The 17,055-nt window shown below is 72.9% G+C and carries 13 protein-coding genes; 11 read left to right on the top strand and 2 right to left on the bottom strand.

Annotated features, from left to right (window positions below):
* The first annotated feature begins 94 nt into the window (after positions 1-94).
* Together ACZ60T_RS29395 and ACZ60T_RS29390 are read left to right on the top strand one after the other, a co-directional pair.
* On the top strand, positions 95-3,751 hold the full coding sequence (locus ACZ60T_RS29395; protein ID WP_469668661.1) for a glycosyltransferase family 2 protein: 3,657 nt from the start codon (positions 95-97) through the stop codon (positions 3,749-3,751).
* Entirely contained in the window at positions 3,748-5,262 is a 1,515-nt protein-coding gene (locus ACZ60T_RS29390) for a DUF5719 family protein (protein ID WP_469668660.1), read from the top strand. Before ACZ60T_RS29395 ends, ACZ60T_RS29390 begins: the two co-directional genes overlap by 4 nt.
* Positions 5,263-5,321: 59 nt before the next feature.
* Here the strand turns inward: ACZ60T_RS29390 and ACZ60T_RS29385 are convergent, their stop codons facing one another.
* A complete protein-coding gene (locus ACZ60T_RS29385) occupies positions 5,322-5,771 on the bottom strand; it encodes a metallopeptidase family protein (RefSeq protein ID WP_469668810.1) in 450 nt (149 codons plus the stop codon).
* A 377-nt stretch (positions 5,772-6,148) separates the two neighbouring features.
* Here ACZ60T_RS29385 and ACZ60T_RS29380 point away from each other — a divergent pair, with 377 nt between their 5' ends.
* The 8 genes from ACZ60T_RS29380 (at position 6,149) to ACZ60T_RS29345 (ending at position 14,570) form a co-directional block, all read left to right on the top strand.
* Positions 6,149-6,523, top strand: a complete 375-nt coding sequence (locus tag ACZ60T_RS29380; protein ID WP_252427753.1) for a DUF3499 domain-containing protein — start codon at positions 6,149-6,151, stop codon at positions 6,521-6,523.
* Between the two features lie 243 nt (positions 6,524-6,766).
* Positions 6,767-8,131, top strand: coding sequence for a phosphomannomutase/phosphoglucomutase (locus ACZ60T_RS29375; protein ID WP_365624066.1), 1,365 nt, complete (start codon positions 6,767-6,769; stop codon positions 8,129-8,131).
* A gap of 123 nt (positions 8,132-8,254) precedes the next feature.
* Positions 8,255-8,425: a Trm112 family protein gene (locus ACZ60T_RS29370; RefSeq protein WP_252427750.1), complete on the top strand. Its 171-nt coding sequence runs from the start codon at positions 8,255-8,257 to the stop codon at positions 8,423-8,425.
* Positions 8,426-8,453: 28 nt separating this feature from the next.
* On the top strand, positions 8,454-9,581 hold the full coding sequence (locus ACZ60T_RS29365; protein WP_365624063.1) for an SIS domain-containing protein: 1,128 nt from the start codon (positions 8,454-8,456) through the stop codon (positions 9,579-9,581).
* Positions 9,582-9,663: 82 nt separating this feature from the next.
* On the top strand, positions 9,664-10,815 hold the full coding sequence (gene manA, locus ACZ60T_RS29360; protein ID WP_469668658.1) for a mannose-6-phosphate isomerase, class I: 1,152 nt from the start codon (positions 9,664-9,666) through the stop codon (positions 10,813-10,815).
* 155 nt (positions 10,816-10,970) lie between these two features.
* The gene (locus ACZ60T_RS29355) at positions 10,971-11,945 is read left to right on the top strand and encodes a cation diffusion facilitator family transporter (protein WP_469668657.1); all 975 of its coding nucleotides are present in this window, start codon (positions 10,971-10,973) and stop codon (positions 11,943-11,945) included.
* Between the two features lie 349 nt (positions 11,946-12,294).
* The gene (gene ahcY / locus ACZ60T_RS29350) at positions 12,295-13,752 is read left to right on the top strand and encodes an adenosylhomocysteinase (protein WP_469668656.1); all 1,458 of its coding nucleotides are present in this window, start codon (positions 12,295-12,297) and stop codon (positions 13,750-13,752) included.
* A 203-nt stretch (positions 13,753-13,955) separates the two neighbouring features.
* Complete coding sequence (locus ACZ60T_RS29345) at positions 13,956-14,570, top strand: hypothetical protein (protein WP_469668655.1); 615 nt, start codon at positions 13,956-13,958, stop codon at positions 14,568-14,570.
* 15 nt (positions 14,571-14,585) lie between these two features.
* Here the strand turns inward: ACZ60T_RS29345 and ACZ60T_RS29340 are convergent, their stop codons facing one another.
* Complete coding sequence (locus ACZ60T_RS29340; RefSeq protein ID WP_469668654.1) at positions 14,586-15,581, bottom strand: RDD family protein; 996 nt, start codon at positions 15,579-15,581, stop codon at positions 14,586-14,588.
* 122 nt (positions 15,582-15,703) lie between these two features.
* On the opposite strand from ACZ60T_RS29340, the gene ACZ60T_RS29335 reads away from it, so the two are divergent.
* The gene (locus tag ACZ60T_RS29335; protein WP_469668653.1) at positions 15,704-16,711 is read left to right on the top strand and encodes a stage II sporulation protein M; all 1,008 of its coding nucleotides are present in this window, start codon (positions 15,704-15,706) and stop codon (positions 16,709-16,711) included.
* Positions 16,712-17,055: the final 344 nt, after the last annotated feature.

The raw sequence follows: 17,055 nt of genomic DNA, 5'->3' as shown, positions 1-17,055 counted from the left end.
CAGCCGTTAGTGTGGGCCTCCGTCCGAGACGCCCCGCTGCCCCCTTTGGGCACAGGCGTCCACCGCAGTCCAGCGAACCGGGGCCCGTACCTCGATGTCCGTGCACAGTCATACGGCGGTCCAACACGACGCCGCCACGACGCCGTTCGACCCGACCCGCCCTCCAGAGTTTCCGCGTCATGTGGTCACCGCCGTGCTCGTCTCCCACGACGGCGCCCGCTGGCTGCCCGACGCGCTCGCCGGGGTGCTCAACCAGGAGCGCCCGGTGCAGAACGCCGTGGCGGCCGACACCGGCAGCGCGGACGACTCCGCCCGGCTGCTCACCGAAGCGCTCGGCGACGACCGGGTCCTGCATCTCGCCCGGCGCACCGGTTTCGGCCAGGCCGTCGAGGAGGCGAGCCGCATCGCGGCCCCGCTGACCCCGGACGACCTGCCCTACCTCAAGCGCCCCAGCGGCTGGGACCCCGTCACCCGCACCTGGCGGGACGAGGCCTACGACATGCCCGAGCTGCCGTACGGCGAGCCGGTGCACTGGCTGTGGCTGCTGCACGACGACTGCGCCCCCGAACCCGACGCGCTGGCCCACCTGCTGCGCGTCGTGGAGAGCGAACTCGAGCTGGGACGCGACGACGTGGCGGTCGTCGGCCCCAAGCTCCGCGGCTGGTACGACCGCAGGCAACTGCTGGAGGTCGGCGTCAGCATCGCCAACTCCGGCCGCCGCTGGACCGGTCTGGACCGCCGCGAACAGGACCAGGGCCAGCACGACCACGTCCGCCAGGCGCTGTCCGTGTCCACCGCGGGCATGCTGATCCGGCGTGACGTCTTCGAACAGCTCGGCGGGTTCGACCGGCATCTGCCCCTGATGCGCGACGACGTCGACCTGTGCTGGCGCGCCCAGAGCGCCGGGCACCGCGTCCTCGTCGCCCCCGACGCGGTCGTACGGCACGCCGAGGCGTCCTCCCGCGAGCGCCGCACCGTCGACTGCGTGGGCCGCACCGCCGCCTCCCCGCACAAGGTCGACAAGGCGGGTGCCGTCTACACCCTCCTCGTCAACGCCCGTACGGCACAGCTTCCCTGGATCCTGCTCCGCCTCGTGCTCGGCACCCTGCTGCGCACCGTCGCCTACCTCGTCGGCAAGGTCCCGGGGCAGGCGGTCGACGAGATCCGCGGTCTGCTGGGGACGCTGCTGCGCCCCGAGCGGATCATCGCCGGGCGGCGCGACCGCGGCCGGCCGCAGGTCGACAAGGGCGAGATGCGCCCGCTGTTCCCGCCGCCCGGAGCGACCGTCCGGGCCACCGTCGAACAGATCGCGAGCAACCTCACGGGCCACTCGGACGCCGAGGCCTCCGCGGCCGGGCGGCACGGCGCCATCGAGTCCGGACCCGGCGGCGACGACGCCGACTTCCTCGAGGTCGAGCAGTTCGCCCGGCTCAAGCGCATCGCCCGCAAGCCCGGACCGGTGCTCTTCGCCGTCCTCCTGCTCGTCTCGCTCGTCGCCTGCCGCGCGCTGCTCGGCGGCGGCGCCCTCGCGGGCGGCGCGCTGCTGCCCGCGCCCGTCCACTCCTCCGAGCTGTGGGCGCGCTATCTCGACGCGTGGCATCCGGTGGGTGCGGGCGGCGCCCACTCCGCGCCGCCGTACCTCGCGCTCGTCGCCCTGTTCGCGAGCCTCCTGTTCGGCTCCACCGGGCTCGCGGTCACCGTGCTGCTCGTCTGCTCGGTGCCGCTCGCCGGTGTCACCGCGTACTTCGCCTCGCGCCCCCTGGTCACCTCACGGCTGCTGCGCGCGTGGGCGTCGGTCGCCTACGCCTTCCTGCCCGCCGCCACCGGCGCCCTCGCCGGCGGACACATCGGCACGGCGGTCCTCGCGATCCTGCTGCCGCTCATCGCACGCGCGGGCATCGCCGCCGCCGGGCTCGCGCAGCCGTCGGGCGCGCGCGGCAGTTGGCGCGCGACGTGGGCGTACGCGCTCCTGCTGACGATCGCCACCGCGTTCACCCCCGTCGTGTGGCCGATCGCCCTGGTCCTCGGCCTCGCGCTGCTCGCGGTCCGCCGCAACGACCTCCTCGCCTACGGGCCGCGCTTCCTCGCCCAGGTCGGCACCCCCCTGCTGATCCTCGCCCCCTGGTCGCTGTCGCTGCTGCCCTTCGGCTTCTTCCAGGAGGCCGGTCTCGCGTACGGCGCGAGCGCGGCCTCCGCCGTCGACCTGCTCGGCGCGAGCCCGGGAGGCCCCGGCACCGTCAACGGACTGATGCTCATCGGCATCGTCCTCGCCGCGCTGGCCGCCCTCCTGCGCGCCCAGCGCCAGGCGGGCATCTGGACGGCGTGGACGGTCGCCCTGGTGGGCTTCGCCCTCGCGGCCCTGTCCAACCGTTCCGTCTGGGCGGGCCCCGCGACCCTCGTCTACGGCCTCGCGCTGCTCGCCGCCGCCACGATGGGCGCGGACGGCGCCCGCGCGCGGGTGGCCGAGCAGAACTTCGGCTGGCGCCAGCCGGTCGCCGCGCTCATCGCGTTCGCCTCCGCGGCCGGGCCCTTCCTCATCGCCGCGGGCTGGATGATCCGCGGCGCGGACGGTCCCCTGGAGCGCCGCGACCCCGTCCAGGTCCCCGCGTTCGTCGCCGAGGAGAGCGGCACCAGCGACCAGGCCCGCACCCTCGTCCTGGACGGCGAGACCACCGCGCGCGTGGGCTACAGCCTGGTCCGCGGCTCCGGCGCGCGCCTCGGCGACGGCGAACTGGCCGCGCGGAGCGACGAGAACAAGCAGCTCGACAAGGTCGTCGCCAACCTCGTGGCGGGCTCCGGCGCCGACCAGAGCGACCAACTCGGCGGCTTCGCCGTGCGCTACGTCCTCGTCCGCAAGGGCACGCCCCGCGAGGTGGCCCGCGTCCTGGACACCACGCCCGGCCTCACCCGGCTCAGCCAGCAGAACGGCAACGCGCTGTGGCGCGTGAACCGTGAGGTCTCCCGCGCGGCGATCGTCGCCGGTTCCGCCGCGCCCGAGGCCGTCGCGGCGGGCCCGGTCGAGATCCACACCAAGATCCCCTCGGGCGCGGCGGGCCGCGTCCTGCGGATCGCCGACACCGCCGACGCGGGCTGGACCGCCACCCTGGACGGCAAGCCGCTCACCCGCACCACCGTCGACGGCTGGGCCCAGGGCTTCCGACTCCCCGCCTCCGGCGGCACGCTGGACGTCACCTACGACGCGTCGTTCAGCCACACCGTCTGGCTGTGGACGCAGGGCGCGCTCGCCCTCGTCCTCGTGGTGCTCGCCCTGCCCGGCCGCCGCCGCGACGTCGACGACGACCTCCCCGAGGAGCAGCCCGCACCCGCGCAGGAGACCAGCGGCGAGGGCCGCCGTGCCCGCCGTCTGCGCGCCCAGGCCGAGACCGCCGCGGACGAGTCCGCCCAGGACACCGGCAGCCTGCCGCCGGTCCCCGAAGAGGCCCCCGCCCCCGCCGCCGCCGTCCCGCAGCAGCGCGCGTACGACGAGTGGGACACCACGGGCTACCCGACGGACACCGAGTACGGCACCTACGGCGGTCAGCAGCAGTACCCGGACGACCAGCAGCAGTACGCGGCGGGCGGGTACGACCAGCAGCCGTACCAGGCCGACCCCTACCAGGGCGGCCAGTACGACCCGTACGCGTACGGGAACACGGCGCCCTACGACCAGACGTACAGCCAGGGCTACGCCGCGCCGTACGACCCGGCGCCCGGCACCGACCGTGAGCGCCCCGACGGGAGCCAGCAGTGAACCGCACGACCCTGTCCCTGATCGCCGGCACGGCCGCGCTCGCCGCCGTCACCGGATTCGCCGCGCTCAGCGCCCCGGACGCGTCCGGCGACAGCACCGCGAAGACGGCCGTCCGGCTGCCCGTGGAGCGGACCCGGCTGCTGTGCCCCGAGCCGAGCTCCTCCGACCTCGCGGAGACCTCGTACACATCCTTCACCCCCGAGGCGCAGGGCGCCAGCGCGTCCGGCAAGGCCGAACTGACCGTGGCGACCGAGCAGTCGGCGGACGACGCGGCGACGGGCGGCAAGACGCACAAGAACAAGAAGCAGACGAACGCGCCGACCGTGACCCCCAAGAAGCCCGGCACACCGGCCACCGGGGACAGCTCAGGCGCCGACACCCCCGCGCTGATCGGCACCGCCACCGGCGAGTTCGCGCCCGGCTGGACGGTCCAGCAGACCACGCGGGTCACCGCGGGCAGCGGACGGGGGCTGCTCGGCCTCAACTGCACCGCCGCGGACACCGAGTTCTGGTTCCCCGGCGTCGCCATCGGCGGCTCCCGTACCGACTATGTGCATCTGACCAACCCCGACGACGCCGCCGCGGTCGTCGACATCGAGCTGTACGGCAAGGACGGGAGCCTCAAGTCGGAGATGGGGGAGGGCATCAGGGTCAAGGCGCACTCCAGCGAGCCGGTCCTGCTCTCCACACTCACCGAGGCGCGCGAGGACGACCTCACGCTCCATGTGAGCGTCCGCAGCGGCCGGATCGCCGCCGCCGTACAGGCACTTGACGACAAGACGGGGGGCGACTGGCTGGCCGCCGCCACCGACCCCGCCGGCTCCCTGGTGCTGCCCGGTATCCCCAAGGACGCCACGGACGTCCGTCTGGTCGCCTTCGCGCCCGGCGAGTCGGACGCCGACCTCACGGTGCGCCTCGCCTCGCCCTCCGGGCGGATCACCCCGGCGGGGAACGAGAGCCTGCATGTGAAGTCCCGGATGACCGCCACCATGGACCTCGGCGACGTCACACGTGGCGAGGCCGGTTCCCTCCTCCTGACGCCCAGCGGCGGCACGCAGACCCCGGTGGTCGCGGCGCTCCGGGTGGTGCGCGGCAAGGGCGACCACCAGGAGACGGCGTTCATCCCGGCCACCGCGCCGGTCGGCACGCGCGCGTCGGTCACCGGCAACACCGCCAAGGGCACCACGCTCGCGCTGACCGCCCCGGAGAGCGCGGCCACCGTCAAGGTCACCGCGTCCGCGGGCAGCAAGGGCGGCACGGCGGCGACCAAGCAGTACACGATCAAGGCCGGTACGACGCGGAACGTGGACGACCTGGTGCCCAGCGGCCTCGAGGGCACCTACGCGCTCACCGTCGAGACCGTCTCCGGAGGACCCGTCTACGCGGCCCGCACGCTGGAGGCGACCGACGGGGGCGTCCCGGCGTTCACGGTGCAGACCCTCCCGGACGACCGGGGCACGGTCGCGGTGCCGCACGCGGAGCAGGACCTGTCGGTGCTGCTGAAGAAGTGAGGCGGCGCCGAGCGCCTGTGTCACCCGCCCGGCGTGCCGCGCCGGGCGGGGCCGCGGCCTCAGTCCTCGCCGTACCGCGGGTCGACCGTCTCCGGAGTGAGCCCCAGCAGCTCCGCCACCTGCTCCACGACCACCTCGTGGATCAGCGCGGCACGCTCGTCGCGGCCCTTCGTGCGCAGCTCGACCGGGCGCCGGTAGACGACCACCCGCGCGCGCCGTCCCTCGCGGGCCGGGACCGCACCGCCGAGAGGCACCGTGTCCTCGTCCCAGCGCTCGCCGGGGCCGCCGAGCCGCGGCACCTCGAGGACCAGGAAGTCGATCTCGGCGAGCTGTGGCCAGCGCCGCTCCAGGCGGTCCACGGAGTCCTGCACCAGATCCGCGAACGCCTCGGCGCGGCTCGCGGCGAGCGGTACCTGGGGCGGGGCGACAGGGCCGCGCATGCCCCGGCCGTGACGGTCACGGCGGCGGGGGCCGGGGGCGGCGGCGGGGTGCGGTACGGGCGTGTCCATCACTGACGAAGCGTAGTCCTCGCCGGGCCCCCACGCCCGGCTCCACGCAGGGCCGTTCCCCACCGAACCGCTCCCGGTGTCCCGGCCTTTCGCGGCCCGGTGCCGGGAACGTGGGGCATGTCACCTGATGACCGATCCAGCCATGCTTGGGCTCGATTCCATATCACTCCGAGAGGGCCAACCCCCGGTGAATTGACACGATTTGCACCGAGTGGTGACCGGATCCAGTTCTGTTCAGGGCCCTTTCGAGGGGTGTCCGCGCAGGTCAACGACGCGGAACCACAGGGGCATGTGGGGCGTCTCACAGCACGACACGGCGGAGTGACCAGGGGGAGAGTCGTCGCGGCCCGCTCAAGAGTGCGGTACCGTCCAACGTCGTGAGCCCTGTACGTCGCTGTTCGCGCACCGCCTGCGGCCGACCCGCCGTCGCGACGCTGACGTACGTCTACGCCGACTCGACCGCGGTCCTCGGCCCGCTCGCCACCTACGCCGAACCCCACTGCTACGACCTGTGCGCCGAGCACTCCGAGCGGCTGACCGCCCCGCGCGGCTGGGAAGTCGTCCGCCTGCTGGACGGTTCGGCCCCCGCCCGCCCCAGCGGTGACGACCTGGAGGCACTCGCCAACGCCGTGCGCGAGGCGGCCCGTCCGCATCAGCGCGCCGCCGAGAGCGGCGGCAGCGCCCGCGCCGCGGACCCGATGGAGGTCGCCCGCCGCGGCCATCTGCGAGTCCTGCGCTCACCCGACAACTGAGCGCCGACGCCCGGCGGTTGAGCCGACACCGGAGCGAGCCGGTCCCAACGATCCGGACACGCCGCCCTGTTGCGCACCCTCCGGCCAACTCACCACTCCCGTAGGCACCCTTGGCGAGCGCACGACCCGGCCCGACATTCCGATTCCGGTAAGAACCGCTTCCCTCGCACCGAGGAGCAGCCGTCGGGCGCCGCTCCCAGAAGGTAGTTTGGGGCCATCGTTGAGACTTCAGGAGGGTTGTCCGTGGCTGCTGATCTGTCGCAGATCGTGAAGGCGTACGACGTGCGCGGAGTGGTCCCGGACCAGTGGGACGAGCCACTCGCCGAACTCTTCGGGGCGGCCTTCACCGAGGTGACCGGCGCGCAGGCGATCGTGATCGGTCACGACATGCGGCCCTCGTCCCCCGGTCTGTCGCGCGCCTTCGCCCGCGGCGCGGCGGCCCGCGGCGTCGACGTCACCGAGATCGGCCTGTGCTCGACCGACCAGCTCTACTACGCGTCGGGCGCCTTCGACCTCCCGGGCGCGATGTTCACCGCCTCGCACAACCCGGCCCAGTACAACGGCATCAAGATGTGCCGCGCGGGCGCCGCCCCGGTCGGCCAGGACACGGGGCTCGCCGAGATCCGCGCCCTGGCCGAGCGCTGGCTGGAGTCCGGCGCGCCCGAACCGGCCGAGGCCCCCGGGACGATCACCCGGCGCGACACGCTCCAGGACTACGCCGCACACCTGCGCTCCCTGGTGGACCTGACCGGCCTGCGCCGTCTGAAGGTCGTCGTCGACGCGGGCAACGGCATGGGCGGGCACACCGTGCCGACCGTCCTCGCCGGGCTGCCCGTCGACCTCGTCCCGATGTACTTCGAACTGGACGGCACGTTCCCGAACCACGAGGCGAACCCGCTCGACCCGAAGAACATCGTCGACCTCCAGGAGCGGGTGCGTAAGGAGGGCGCCGACCTCGGCATCGCCTTCGACGGCGACGCCGACCGCTGCTTCGTGGTCGACGAGAACGGCGACCCGGTCTCGCCCTCCGCGATCACGGCCCTGGTCGCCGCGCGCGAACTGGCCCGGCACGGCGGCGAGGGCGCGATCATCCACAACCTGATCACGTCCTGGTCGGTGCCCGAGGTCGTCCGGGAGCACGGCGGCACCCCGGTCCGTACGCGCGTGGGCCACTCCTTCATCAAGGCCGAGATGGCGCGCACGGGCGCGATCTTCGGCGGCGAGCACTCCGCGCACTACTACTTCAAGGACTTCTGGAACGCCGACACGGGCATGCTGGCCGCGCTCCACGTCCTCGCGGCCCTCGGCGGCCAGGACGGCCCGCTGTCGCGGCTGGTGGCCGAGTACGACCGCTACACGGGCTCCGGCGAGATCAACTCCACGGTCGCCGACCAGCGCGGCCGCCTCGCCGCGATCAAGGCGGCGTTCGAGGGCCGGGCGGGAGTCGAGATCGACGAGCTGGACGGCCTGACCGTCTCGTCCGCCGACTGGTGGTTCAACGTCCGCCCCTCCAACACCGAACCGCTGCTCCGGCTGAACGCGGAGGCCAGGGACGAGGCCACGATGGCGAAGGTCAGGGACGAGGCGCTGGAGATCATCCGGGGCTGACCCGTCACCGGGAACGGCTCCCCTCCCCACGGAGGGAGAGCCGGACCGCGCCCGACCCCCGCGCCAGGCGCCCCACAGCGGTACGCTGACCTGGCCCAAGCGACCAGCCCGAAAGGACCTTTCATGCCGCTCGAAGCCGGCCTTCTGGAGATCCTCGCCTGCCCGGCGTGCCACTCCCCCCTCAAGGAGGAGAACGACGAGCTGGTCTGCACCGGCCAGAGCTGCGGCCTCGCCTACCCCGTACGGGACGGCATCCCGGTCCTGCTGGTCGACGAGGCCCGCCGCCCCGCGTAACGGACCCGGCGTTCGGAGGCTGCCACCCATGCTGGACGAATCGCTGCTCGACGACCCCGAGGCCCTCGCGCGCGCCGACCGCCGCCAACTGCTGCGCGGCGCCGCCGAGGCGGGCGCCCGGGTCCGTACGGCGGTGCGGCATGCCGCGGAGGCGGGCGTCAATGACCTGAAGCCCGACGGCCGTCCCCGCGCCGTCCTCATCGCGGGCCCCGGCACGGCGTCCGCGGGCGTCGCCGAGCTGCTCGGCACCCTCGCGGGCGCCGCCTGTCCGGTCCTCCGGATCCGTCCGACCGGTGTCGCGCCCGCGCCGGGCGCCCTGCGCTGGGAGCTGCCCGGCTGGGCCGGCCCCGTCGACCTCCTGCTGATCGCCACCCCCGACGGCACCGAGCCCGGCTTGTCGATCCTGGTCGAGCAGGCCTACCGGCGCGGCTGCACCGTCGTCGCCGTCGCCCCGGCCGGATCGCCGATCACGGACGCGGTCGGCGGCTCCCACGGCCTGTTCGTCCCGATGGCGAGCGCCCCCTCCGAGCAGGAAGAGCCCCTCGCCGCGTCCGCGCCGGGCGTCCTGTGGGCCCTGCTCACCCCGCTGCTCGCTCTTCTCGACCGCACCGGGCTGCTCTCCGCGCCGCCCGACGCGCTGGCGAAGGTCGCCGACCGCCTCGACCATGTCGCCGAGCGCTGCGGCCCGGCCATCGCGACCTACGCGAACCCCGCCAAGAACCTCGCCGCCGAGCTGGCCGAGGCCCTTCCGGTGATCTGGACCGAGGGCGTCTCCGCCGCGCCGGCCGGACGCCGCTTCGCCGCCGCGCTCGCGGAGTTGGCCGGCCGCCCCGCGCTCACCGGGCAACTGCCCGAGGCGCTGGTCGCGCACAGCGTCCTGCTCTCCGGGGCCCTCGCCGCGGGCGCCGACCCCGACGACTTCTTCCGTGACCGCGTCGAGGAGGCACAGGCCCTCCACGCGCGCGTGGTCCTCCTGCGCGACCGCCCGATCACCGGCCTCAGCGCGGCCCCCGCCGCCCGCGAGCTCGCCCTCGGCCACGACACGGCGATCAGCGAACTCGAACCGGAGGAGGGCGACGACCTGGAAACCCTCGCGGAACTGATCGCCATCACGGATTTCGCCGCCGTTTACGTGGCGCTCGCTTCGAGAGCATGATCTGTTCGAGGGCCTGAGAGCCAGGCGCACCTCCTGTCACCAGGGGGCCCGCTCGAGCAGCGCGTGACGAGAAGAGAGACCGATGGACCGCCTCGCCAACACGATCCGCCCCTATGCCTGGGGGTCGACCACCGCCATCCCGCGGCTCCTCGGCGTGGAGCCGACCGGTGAGCCCCAGGCGGAGATGTGGATGGGCGCCCACTCCGGAGCGCCCTCGCGCACCGCGCGCGGCCCGCTCGACGAGGTGATCGCCGAGGCGCCGGAGCACGAGCTGGGGAACCGTACGGTGGCCCGGTTCGGCCCCCGGCTGCCGTTCCTGCTCAAGCTCCTCGCGGCCGGGGCCCCGCTCTCCCTCCAGGTGCACCCCGACCGCGACCAGGCCCGGGAGGGCTACGAGGACGAGGAGTCCCGCGGCGTCCCCCTCGACGCGCCCCACCGCAACTACAAGGACGCCCACCACAAGCCCGAACTGATCTGTGCCCTCACCGAGTTCGACGGCCTGTGCGGCTTCCGCAGGCCCGCCGAGGCCGCGGACCTGCTCGCCGGCCTCGGCGTCGACGCCCTCGAGCCCTACGTCGACCTGCTGCGCGCGCGGCCCGAGGAAGCCGCCCTGCGCGAGGTCCTCACCGCCGTGCTGAGCGCCGACCCCAAGGCCATGGCCGACACGGTCACCGAGACCGCGACCGCCTGCACCCGCCTGGGCGGCGCCTACACCCCGTACGCCGAGATCGCCCGCGCCTACCCCGGCGACCCCGGAGTGATCGCCGCCCTGCTGCTCAACCACGTCCGACTGCACCCCGGCGAAGCCCTGTTCCTCGGCGCGGGCATCCCCCACGCCTATCTCAACGGCCTCGGCGTCGAGATCATGGCCAACTCCGACAACGTCCTGCGCTGCGGTCTGACCCCCAAGCACGTCGACGTCCCCGAACTGCTGCGCGTCGTCCGCTTCGACGCGGGCGCCCCCCGCGTGCTGCGCCCGGAGGCATCGCCCGCGGGCGAGGAGGTCTACGAGACCCCCGCCGAGGAGTTCCGGCTGTCCCGCTACGTCCTGGCGGAGGGCGCGGCCCCACACGACCTCACCTGCGCGACCCCGCAGATCCTGCTGTGCACGGCCGGTTCGGTCCGCGCGGGGGACCACAAGCTCACCCCCGGCGAGTCCGTCTTCGTACCGGCCGAGGAGAAGGCCGAGGTGTCCGGGGCGGGCACCCTCTTCCGGGCCACGGTCGCCGTCTGACCCCGAGGCCCCACCGGCCATCACACCGGTCCGGGCACCCCCGCCGGACCCGGCTGCAACAATGACCCACTGACAAAGGGCAGGCAAAGCCCGGGACGGCGTGCGTACGCGCCGCACTCCCGGGCGGGACGGCAACGAAGGGACAACGCGACCACATGAGCGCGTCAGGCGGCACCAAAGCAATCGTGGCGGCACTGGGTGCCAACCTCGCGATCGCGGTATCGAAGTTCGTGGCGTTCGCCTTCAGCGGCTCCTCCTCGATGCTCGCCGAGGGCGTCCACTCGCTGGCCGACTCCGGCAACCAGTTCCTGCTGCTGATCGGCGGCAAGCGGGCCCAGCGCGAGGCGACCCCGCAGCACCCCTTCGGCTACGGCCGCGAGCGCTACATCTACGCCTTCCTCGTCTCGATCGTCCTGTTCTCGGTCGGCGGCATGTTCGCGATCTACGAGGGCATCGAGAAGATCCAGCACCCGCACGCGGTGGAGCACTGGTACTGGCCGGTGGGCGTGCTCGTCTTCGCGGTGCTCGCCGAGGGCTTCTCGTTCCGCACCGCCCTCAAGGAGTCCAACGAACTGCGCGGCACGCTCTCCTGGGCGCAGTACATCCGCCACGCCAAGGCACCCGAGCTGCCGGTCGTGCTCCTGGAGGACTTCGGCGCGCTCATCGGTCTGGTCCTCGCGCTCGGCGGTGTGGGCCTCGCGCTGCTCACCGGTGACGGCATCTGGGACGGCATCGGCACCGTCTGCATCGGCGTGCTGCTCGTCCTGATCGCCCTCGTCCTCGCCGCCGAGACCAAGTCCCTGCTGCTCGGCGAGTCCGCGGGCGTCGAGGAGGTCAAGAAGATCGAGGCCGCGCTGGTCGACGGCGACGCGGTGACCCGCGTCATCCACATGCGCACCCTGCACCTCGGCCCCGAGGAGCTGCTGATCGCCGCCAAGATCGCCGTCCGGCACGACGACACCGCCGCCGAGATCGCGCAGGCCATCGACGCCGCCGAGGCCCGTATCCGCGCCTCCGTCCCGATAGCCCGCGTGATCTACCTGGAACCGGACATCTACAGCGAGGCGGAGGCGGCCAAGGGCCCCGACCGTGAGGCGACGCCCGGCGGACCGGCACCGGCCGCCCACTGACCAGGCCGCATCCGTCCGCCGCCCCACCGGCACCCGCGCCGCCCCGAGGCCGAGCGCGGGTGACCACCGGCCCCGGAACCCGGCCGGAAAGGGCCCAAGGCACCGGGCGTCCGGGCCGCGGACTGGGGGGCGCACGGCCGCCCGGTGTAGCTTGGACGGAGCCAGACGTCGCTGCTGATGGCGGTCGGGCGGCCCCTTGCACGGGCCGTCCGAGGGAGAGAGGGCCTCCGACGGACTGCGCTGCGCGCCCGTGCGCCTACCCGGGTGTCCCCTTGCGGGCACCGGGTGTCCGCCGTCGCGCAGACCAGCCCTACCCACCTCGATCCGACCCCCCGAGGAGCAGCTCGTCATGACGACTGTCGACAACCGACAGGACTTCAAGGTCGCCGACCTCTCCCTGGCCGAGTTCGGCCGCAAGGAGATCACCCTCGCCGAGCACGAGATGCCCGGCCTGATGGCGATCCGCAAGGAGTACGCGGAGGCGCAGCCCCTGGCCGGCGCCCGCGTCACCGGCTCCCTGCACATGACCGTCCAGACCGCGGTACTCATCGAGACCCTGGTGGCCCTGGGCGCGCAGGTCCGCTGGGCCTCCTGCAACATCTTCTCCACCCAGGACCACGCCGCCGCCGCGATCGCCGTCGGCCCGCACGGCACCCCCGACGACCCCCAGGGCGTGCCCGTCTTCGCCTGGAAGGGCGAGACGCTCGAGGAGTACTGGTGGTGCACGGAGCAGGCGCTGACCTGGCCGAACACCCCCACCGGCGGCCCGAACATGATCCTGGACGACGGCGGTGACGCCACCCTCCTCGTCCACAACGGCGTCCAGTACGAGAAGGACGGCAAGGTTCCCGCCGTCGAGACCGCCGAGTCCGACGAGCACCGCGTCATCCTCCAGCTTCTCCACCGCACCCTGGGCGAGAACCCCCAGAAGTGGACCCAGCTCGCGTCCGAGATCCGCGGCGTGACCGAGGAGACCACGACCGGCGTGCACCGCCTGTACGAGATGCAGCGCGAGGGCACCCTCCTGTTCCCGGCGATCAACGTCAACGACGCCGTCACCAAGTCGAAGTTCGACAACAAGTACGGCTGCCGCCACTCGCTGGTCGACGGCATCAACCGCGCCACCGACGTCCTCATCGGCGGCAAGACCGCGGTGGTCTGCGGCTACGGCGACGTGGGCAAGGGCTGCGCGGAGTCGCTGCGCGGCCAGGGCGCCCGCGTGATCGTGACGGAGATCGACCCGATCTGCGCGCTGCAGGCGGCCATGGACGGCTACCAGGTCACGACCCTCGACGAGGTCGTCGACAAGGCCGACATCTTCGTCACCACGACCGGCAACAAGGACATCATCATGGCCGCCGACATGGCCAAGATGAAGCACCAGGCCATCGTGGGCAACATCGGCCACTTCGACAACGAGATCGACATGGCCGGCCTCGCGAAGATCCCCGGCGTCGTCAAGGACGAGGTCAAGCCGCAGGTCCACACCTGGACCTTCCCCGACGGCAAGGTGATCATCGTGCTGTCCGAGGGCCGTCTGCTGAACCTGGGCAACGCCACCGGTCACCCGTCGTTCGTCATGTCCAACTCCTTCGCGGACCAGACGCTGGCCCAGATCGAGTTGTTCACCAAGCAGTCCGAGTACCCGACCGGCGTGTACACGCTGCCCAAGCACCTGGACGAGAAGGTCGCCCGCCTCCACCTGGACGCGCTCGGCGTGAAGCTCACCACGCTCCGCCCCGAGCAGGCGGCGTACATCGGCGTCGACGTCGAGGGCCCGTACAAGTCGGACCACTACCGCTACTGATCACCCCGTGGCGCCGGGGCACGCGAGCACGACAGCCTTGTCGGCACCGCGCCCCCGGCCACCCCTCGGAGAGCTACGTCCGTATCCGCGGCCGACGCTCTCAGCAGCAGGTCCCGAGGCAGGCCCCCGCACCCCCGTGGCGGGGGCCTGCCTCTTTGGCGGATCCGGCCGGACCCGCCCGCCCGTCACGACCCAGGACCCCCATGCCCCGCGGCCGCTATTCGCTTCACGATCCGCATGACCACACCCTCCTCGCCGACGAACACTTCCAGTGCGCCCCCGGCCCCGCCGGCTGGCGCTATGTCTCCCAACTGACCACCCCCACCGGCGATCACGCGGGCTCCGTCGACCTCGCCCTCGACGAACTCGGCCGCCCCCTCCGCCTCGAACTCCACGCCGCGGGCTGGCAGGTGAGGGGCGCCGCTCTCGACGGCGTCACCTGGGTCCGCAGCGACCCCACCGGCACCCAGGCCACCGAAGGCACGGTCCGCGCCCACGCCTTCACCGGCACCTCCCCGGCGTTCCTCGTCGCCACCGCCCGCCTGCTGCGCCTCACCCCCTCGTCCTCCCCGACGCGCGTACGCCTCGTCTCCTTCACGGAACCGGTCCTCGCCCCCCGCACCGTGGACCAGTCCTGGGCCCTGATCCAAAGAGAAGCACACACCACTGACAACGCCCCCCTGATCGTGGACGAATACCAGGTCACCGCCCTGGACACGGGGGAGCGGTACACCCTCCACATCGCCGGGGACGTGGTCCTGGCCGCGCCCGGAGTGGAGCTGGAGCAGCTCGAGTCACCGCCGTCGACGTTCCCGTGAGGCAGCCCTGGAGGATCAGGCAGGCGGCACGAACCCCGTGATCGGCGCATCGGAGGACGGCCCGGCCTGCGGCGCGACGGGCGCCTGCGGGTACGTCCGAGGCCGAACCGGCGACGCGGACGGGCCCGGGACGCCGGAGCCCGAGACGTCCGCACCCGGAGCCGCCCACGCACCGGCCTCAGCCGATCCGACCGTGCTCGGCCGGAACGTCGGCGCAGCCCCGTACGCGACACCACCGTCCCGCACGGCCTCGCCCTGCCTCCGCACGCCGGACACCTTCCGCGCTTCCCGCACCTGCCGTTCCCGCACCACGGCCGCCAGATACGCGGCCGGTGGCACGCCGTACGGCACCGGCGCCCCCGTACACGCCGCCAGATCGGCGGCGAGCCGCTCCGCCATGGCCCAGCCCACCTGCGGGTCCAGTTGCCGCATCCGGGTCAGGTACTGCCGGATCGCCAGCCACAACCCGTCCGGAACCGCGGAGAGGTCCAGTTCCGAGAACCGTCCGGACAGCCAGGGCGGCGGCGGGGGCACGAAGCCCGTACGCGCCGCGGGCACCCGCTCCCGGACGACCAGCGTTCCGGCGAACACGTCACCGAGTCGCCGCCCCCGCGCCGACACCAGCGAGGCGGTGCACGCGACCACCCCGAAGGTCATCAGGATCTCGACCAGACCGACAGCGCCCCGGACCAGCGCGTGCCGGAAGCGGATGGGCCCGCCGTCGTCCCGCACCACCCGCAGCCCACAGGCCAGCTTGCCCAGCGAACGACCGTGGCTGAGCGTCTCCACCGCGATCGGCCCGCCCACCAGCACCAGGACGGACACCGCGATCGACAGCGCCGTCTGAGCCGCGACGTCCAGCCCGGACGCCGACACCAGCAGGGCCACCGCCACGATGAAGTAGGCGGCGAGGGTCACCAGCAGATCGAGCATGACGGCCAGCGCCCGGCTCGGCAGCTTCGCGGGGCGCAGTTCCAGCGCCACCGCCTCACCCGTCACCAGCTCACTCATGTCCGCCGCCCTTCCCCTGGCCCACCCCGCAGGCCGTCAGTCTGCCAAGCTGTGGGCGCAGCGCGCCGCAGCAGTACGACAGACCGACACACAGGGTGAGAGGACGAGGAGCCGCCCATCCCATGGACCTCGACGTGTTCGTGTCCACCCACCGCCCCGAGTGGGACCGCCTCGAAGCCCTGCTGCGCCGCCGACGCCGTATCACCGGAGCCGAGGCGGACGAGCTGGTCACCCTCTACCAACGCACCGCCACGCACCTCTCGGTGATCCGGTCCAGCTCCCCGGACCCCCAGCTCATGGCCCACCTGAGCCAACTGGTGGCCCGCGCGCGCAGCGCCGTGACAGGCACCCGCCGCGCGTCGTGGCGCGACGTCACCCAGTTCCTGACGTACGGATTCCCGGCCGCGGTCTACCGCTCGCGCCGCTGGTGGATAACCACCGCGCTGCTTTCCACGCTGGTGGCGGCGCTCCTCGGCTGGTGGATCGGCACGCACCCGGAGGTCCAGGCCTCGATCGCGGCGCCCGGGGAACTGCGCGACCTGACCCGCCCCGGCGGCGAGTACGAGACCTACTACTCCAGCCACCCCGCTGCCGCCTTCGCCGCCCAGGTGTGGACGAACAACGCCAAGGCCGCGGCGCTGTGCCTGGTCTTCGGCGTCTTCCTCGGCCTGCCGGTCCTCCTGGTCCTCTTCCTCAACATGCTCAATCTGGGGATGGGGATCGGCCTGATGTCCTCGGCCGGCCGCCTCGACACGTTCCTGGGCCTGGTCCTCCCGCACGGACTGCTCGAACTGACGGCGGTCTTCGTGGCCGCCGGAACAGGGCTACGACTCGGCTGGACCCTGATCGACCCGGGCCCTCGCCCCCGCCGCACCGCCCTGGCCGAGGAGGGCCGGGCCGCGGTGGGCATGGCGATCGGCCTCGCTCTGGTCCTGTTCGTCTCGGGCGCCATCGAGGGCTTCGTGACCCCGTCCGGCCTGCCGACCTGGGCCCGGATCAGCATCGGCGTCCTCGCCGAGCTGGCCTTCCTCGTCTACGTCTATGTCCTGGGCGGACGCGCGGCACGGGCCGGCGACACCGGCGACGTGGAGGCGGCCGAGCGCAGCGCCACGCTCCCGACGGCGGCCTGACGCGCGAGTGGCCCAGTCAGATGTGCGCTTCCGGGCGTTGACCTGCTAGTCTCCTCTTCGCCCCACGGGAGCCGTTGACACGGTTCGAGTGGGGAGGTAGATTCGAACAGTTGCCTGGGGGTGGACCCCCGGATCAGCAACCGTGAGTATCTGACCGCTTCCGGAACATCGATTCCAAGGAAGCCCCCCGATGATTCAGAAATGGACGCCGGTCAAACGGCCCCAAGAACTCTGATAAAGTCGGAACCGCGCCGGAAAGGGAAACGCGAGAGCGAGAACCTGGAAAGCACCGAGGAAATCGGATCGGAAAGATCTGATAGAGTCGGAAACACCGAAGGGAAAGC

The sequence above is a fragment of the Streptomyces sp. NPDC104371 genome (genome assembly GCF_055583785.1).
This window is presented reverse-complemented; position numbering and strand designations above follow the sequence as displayed.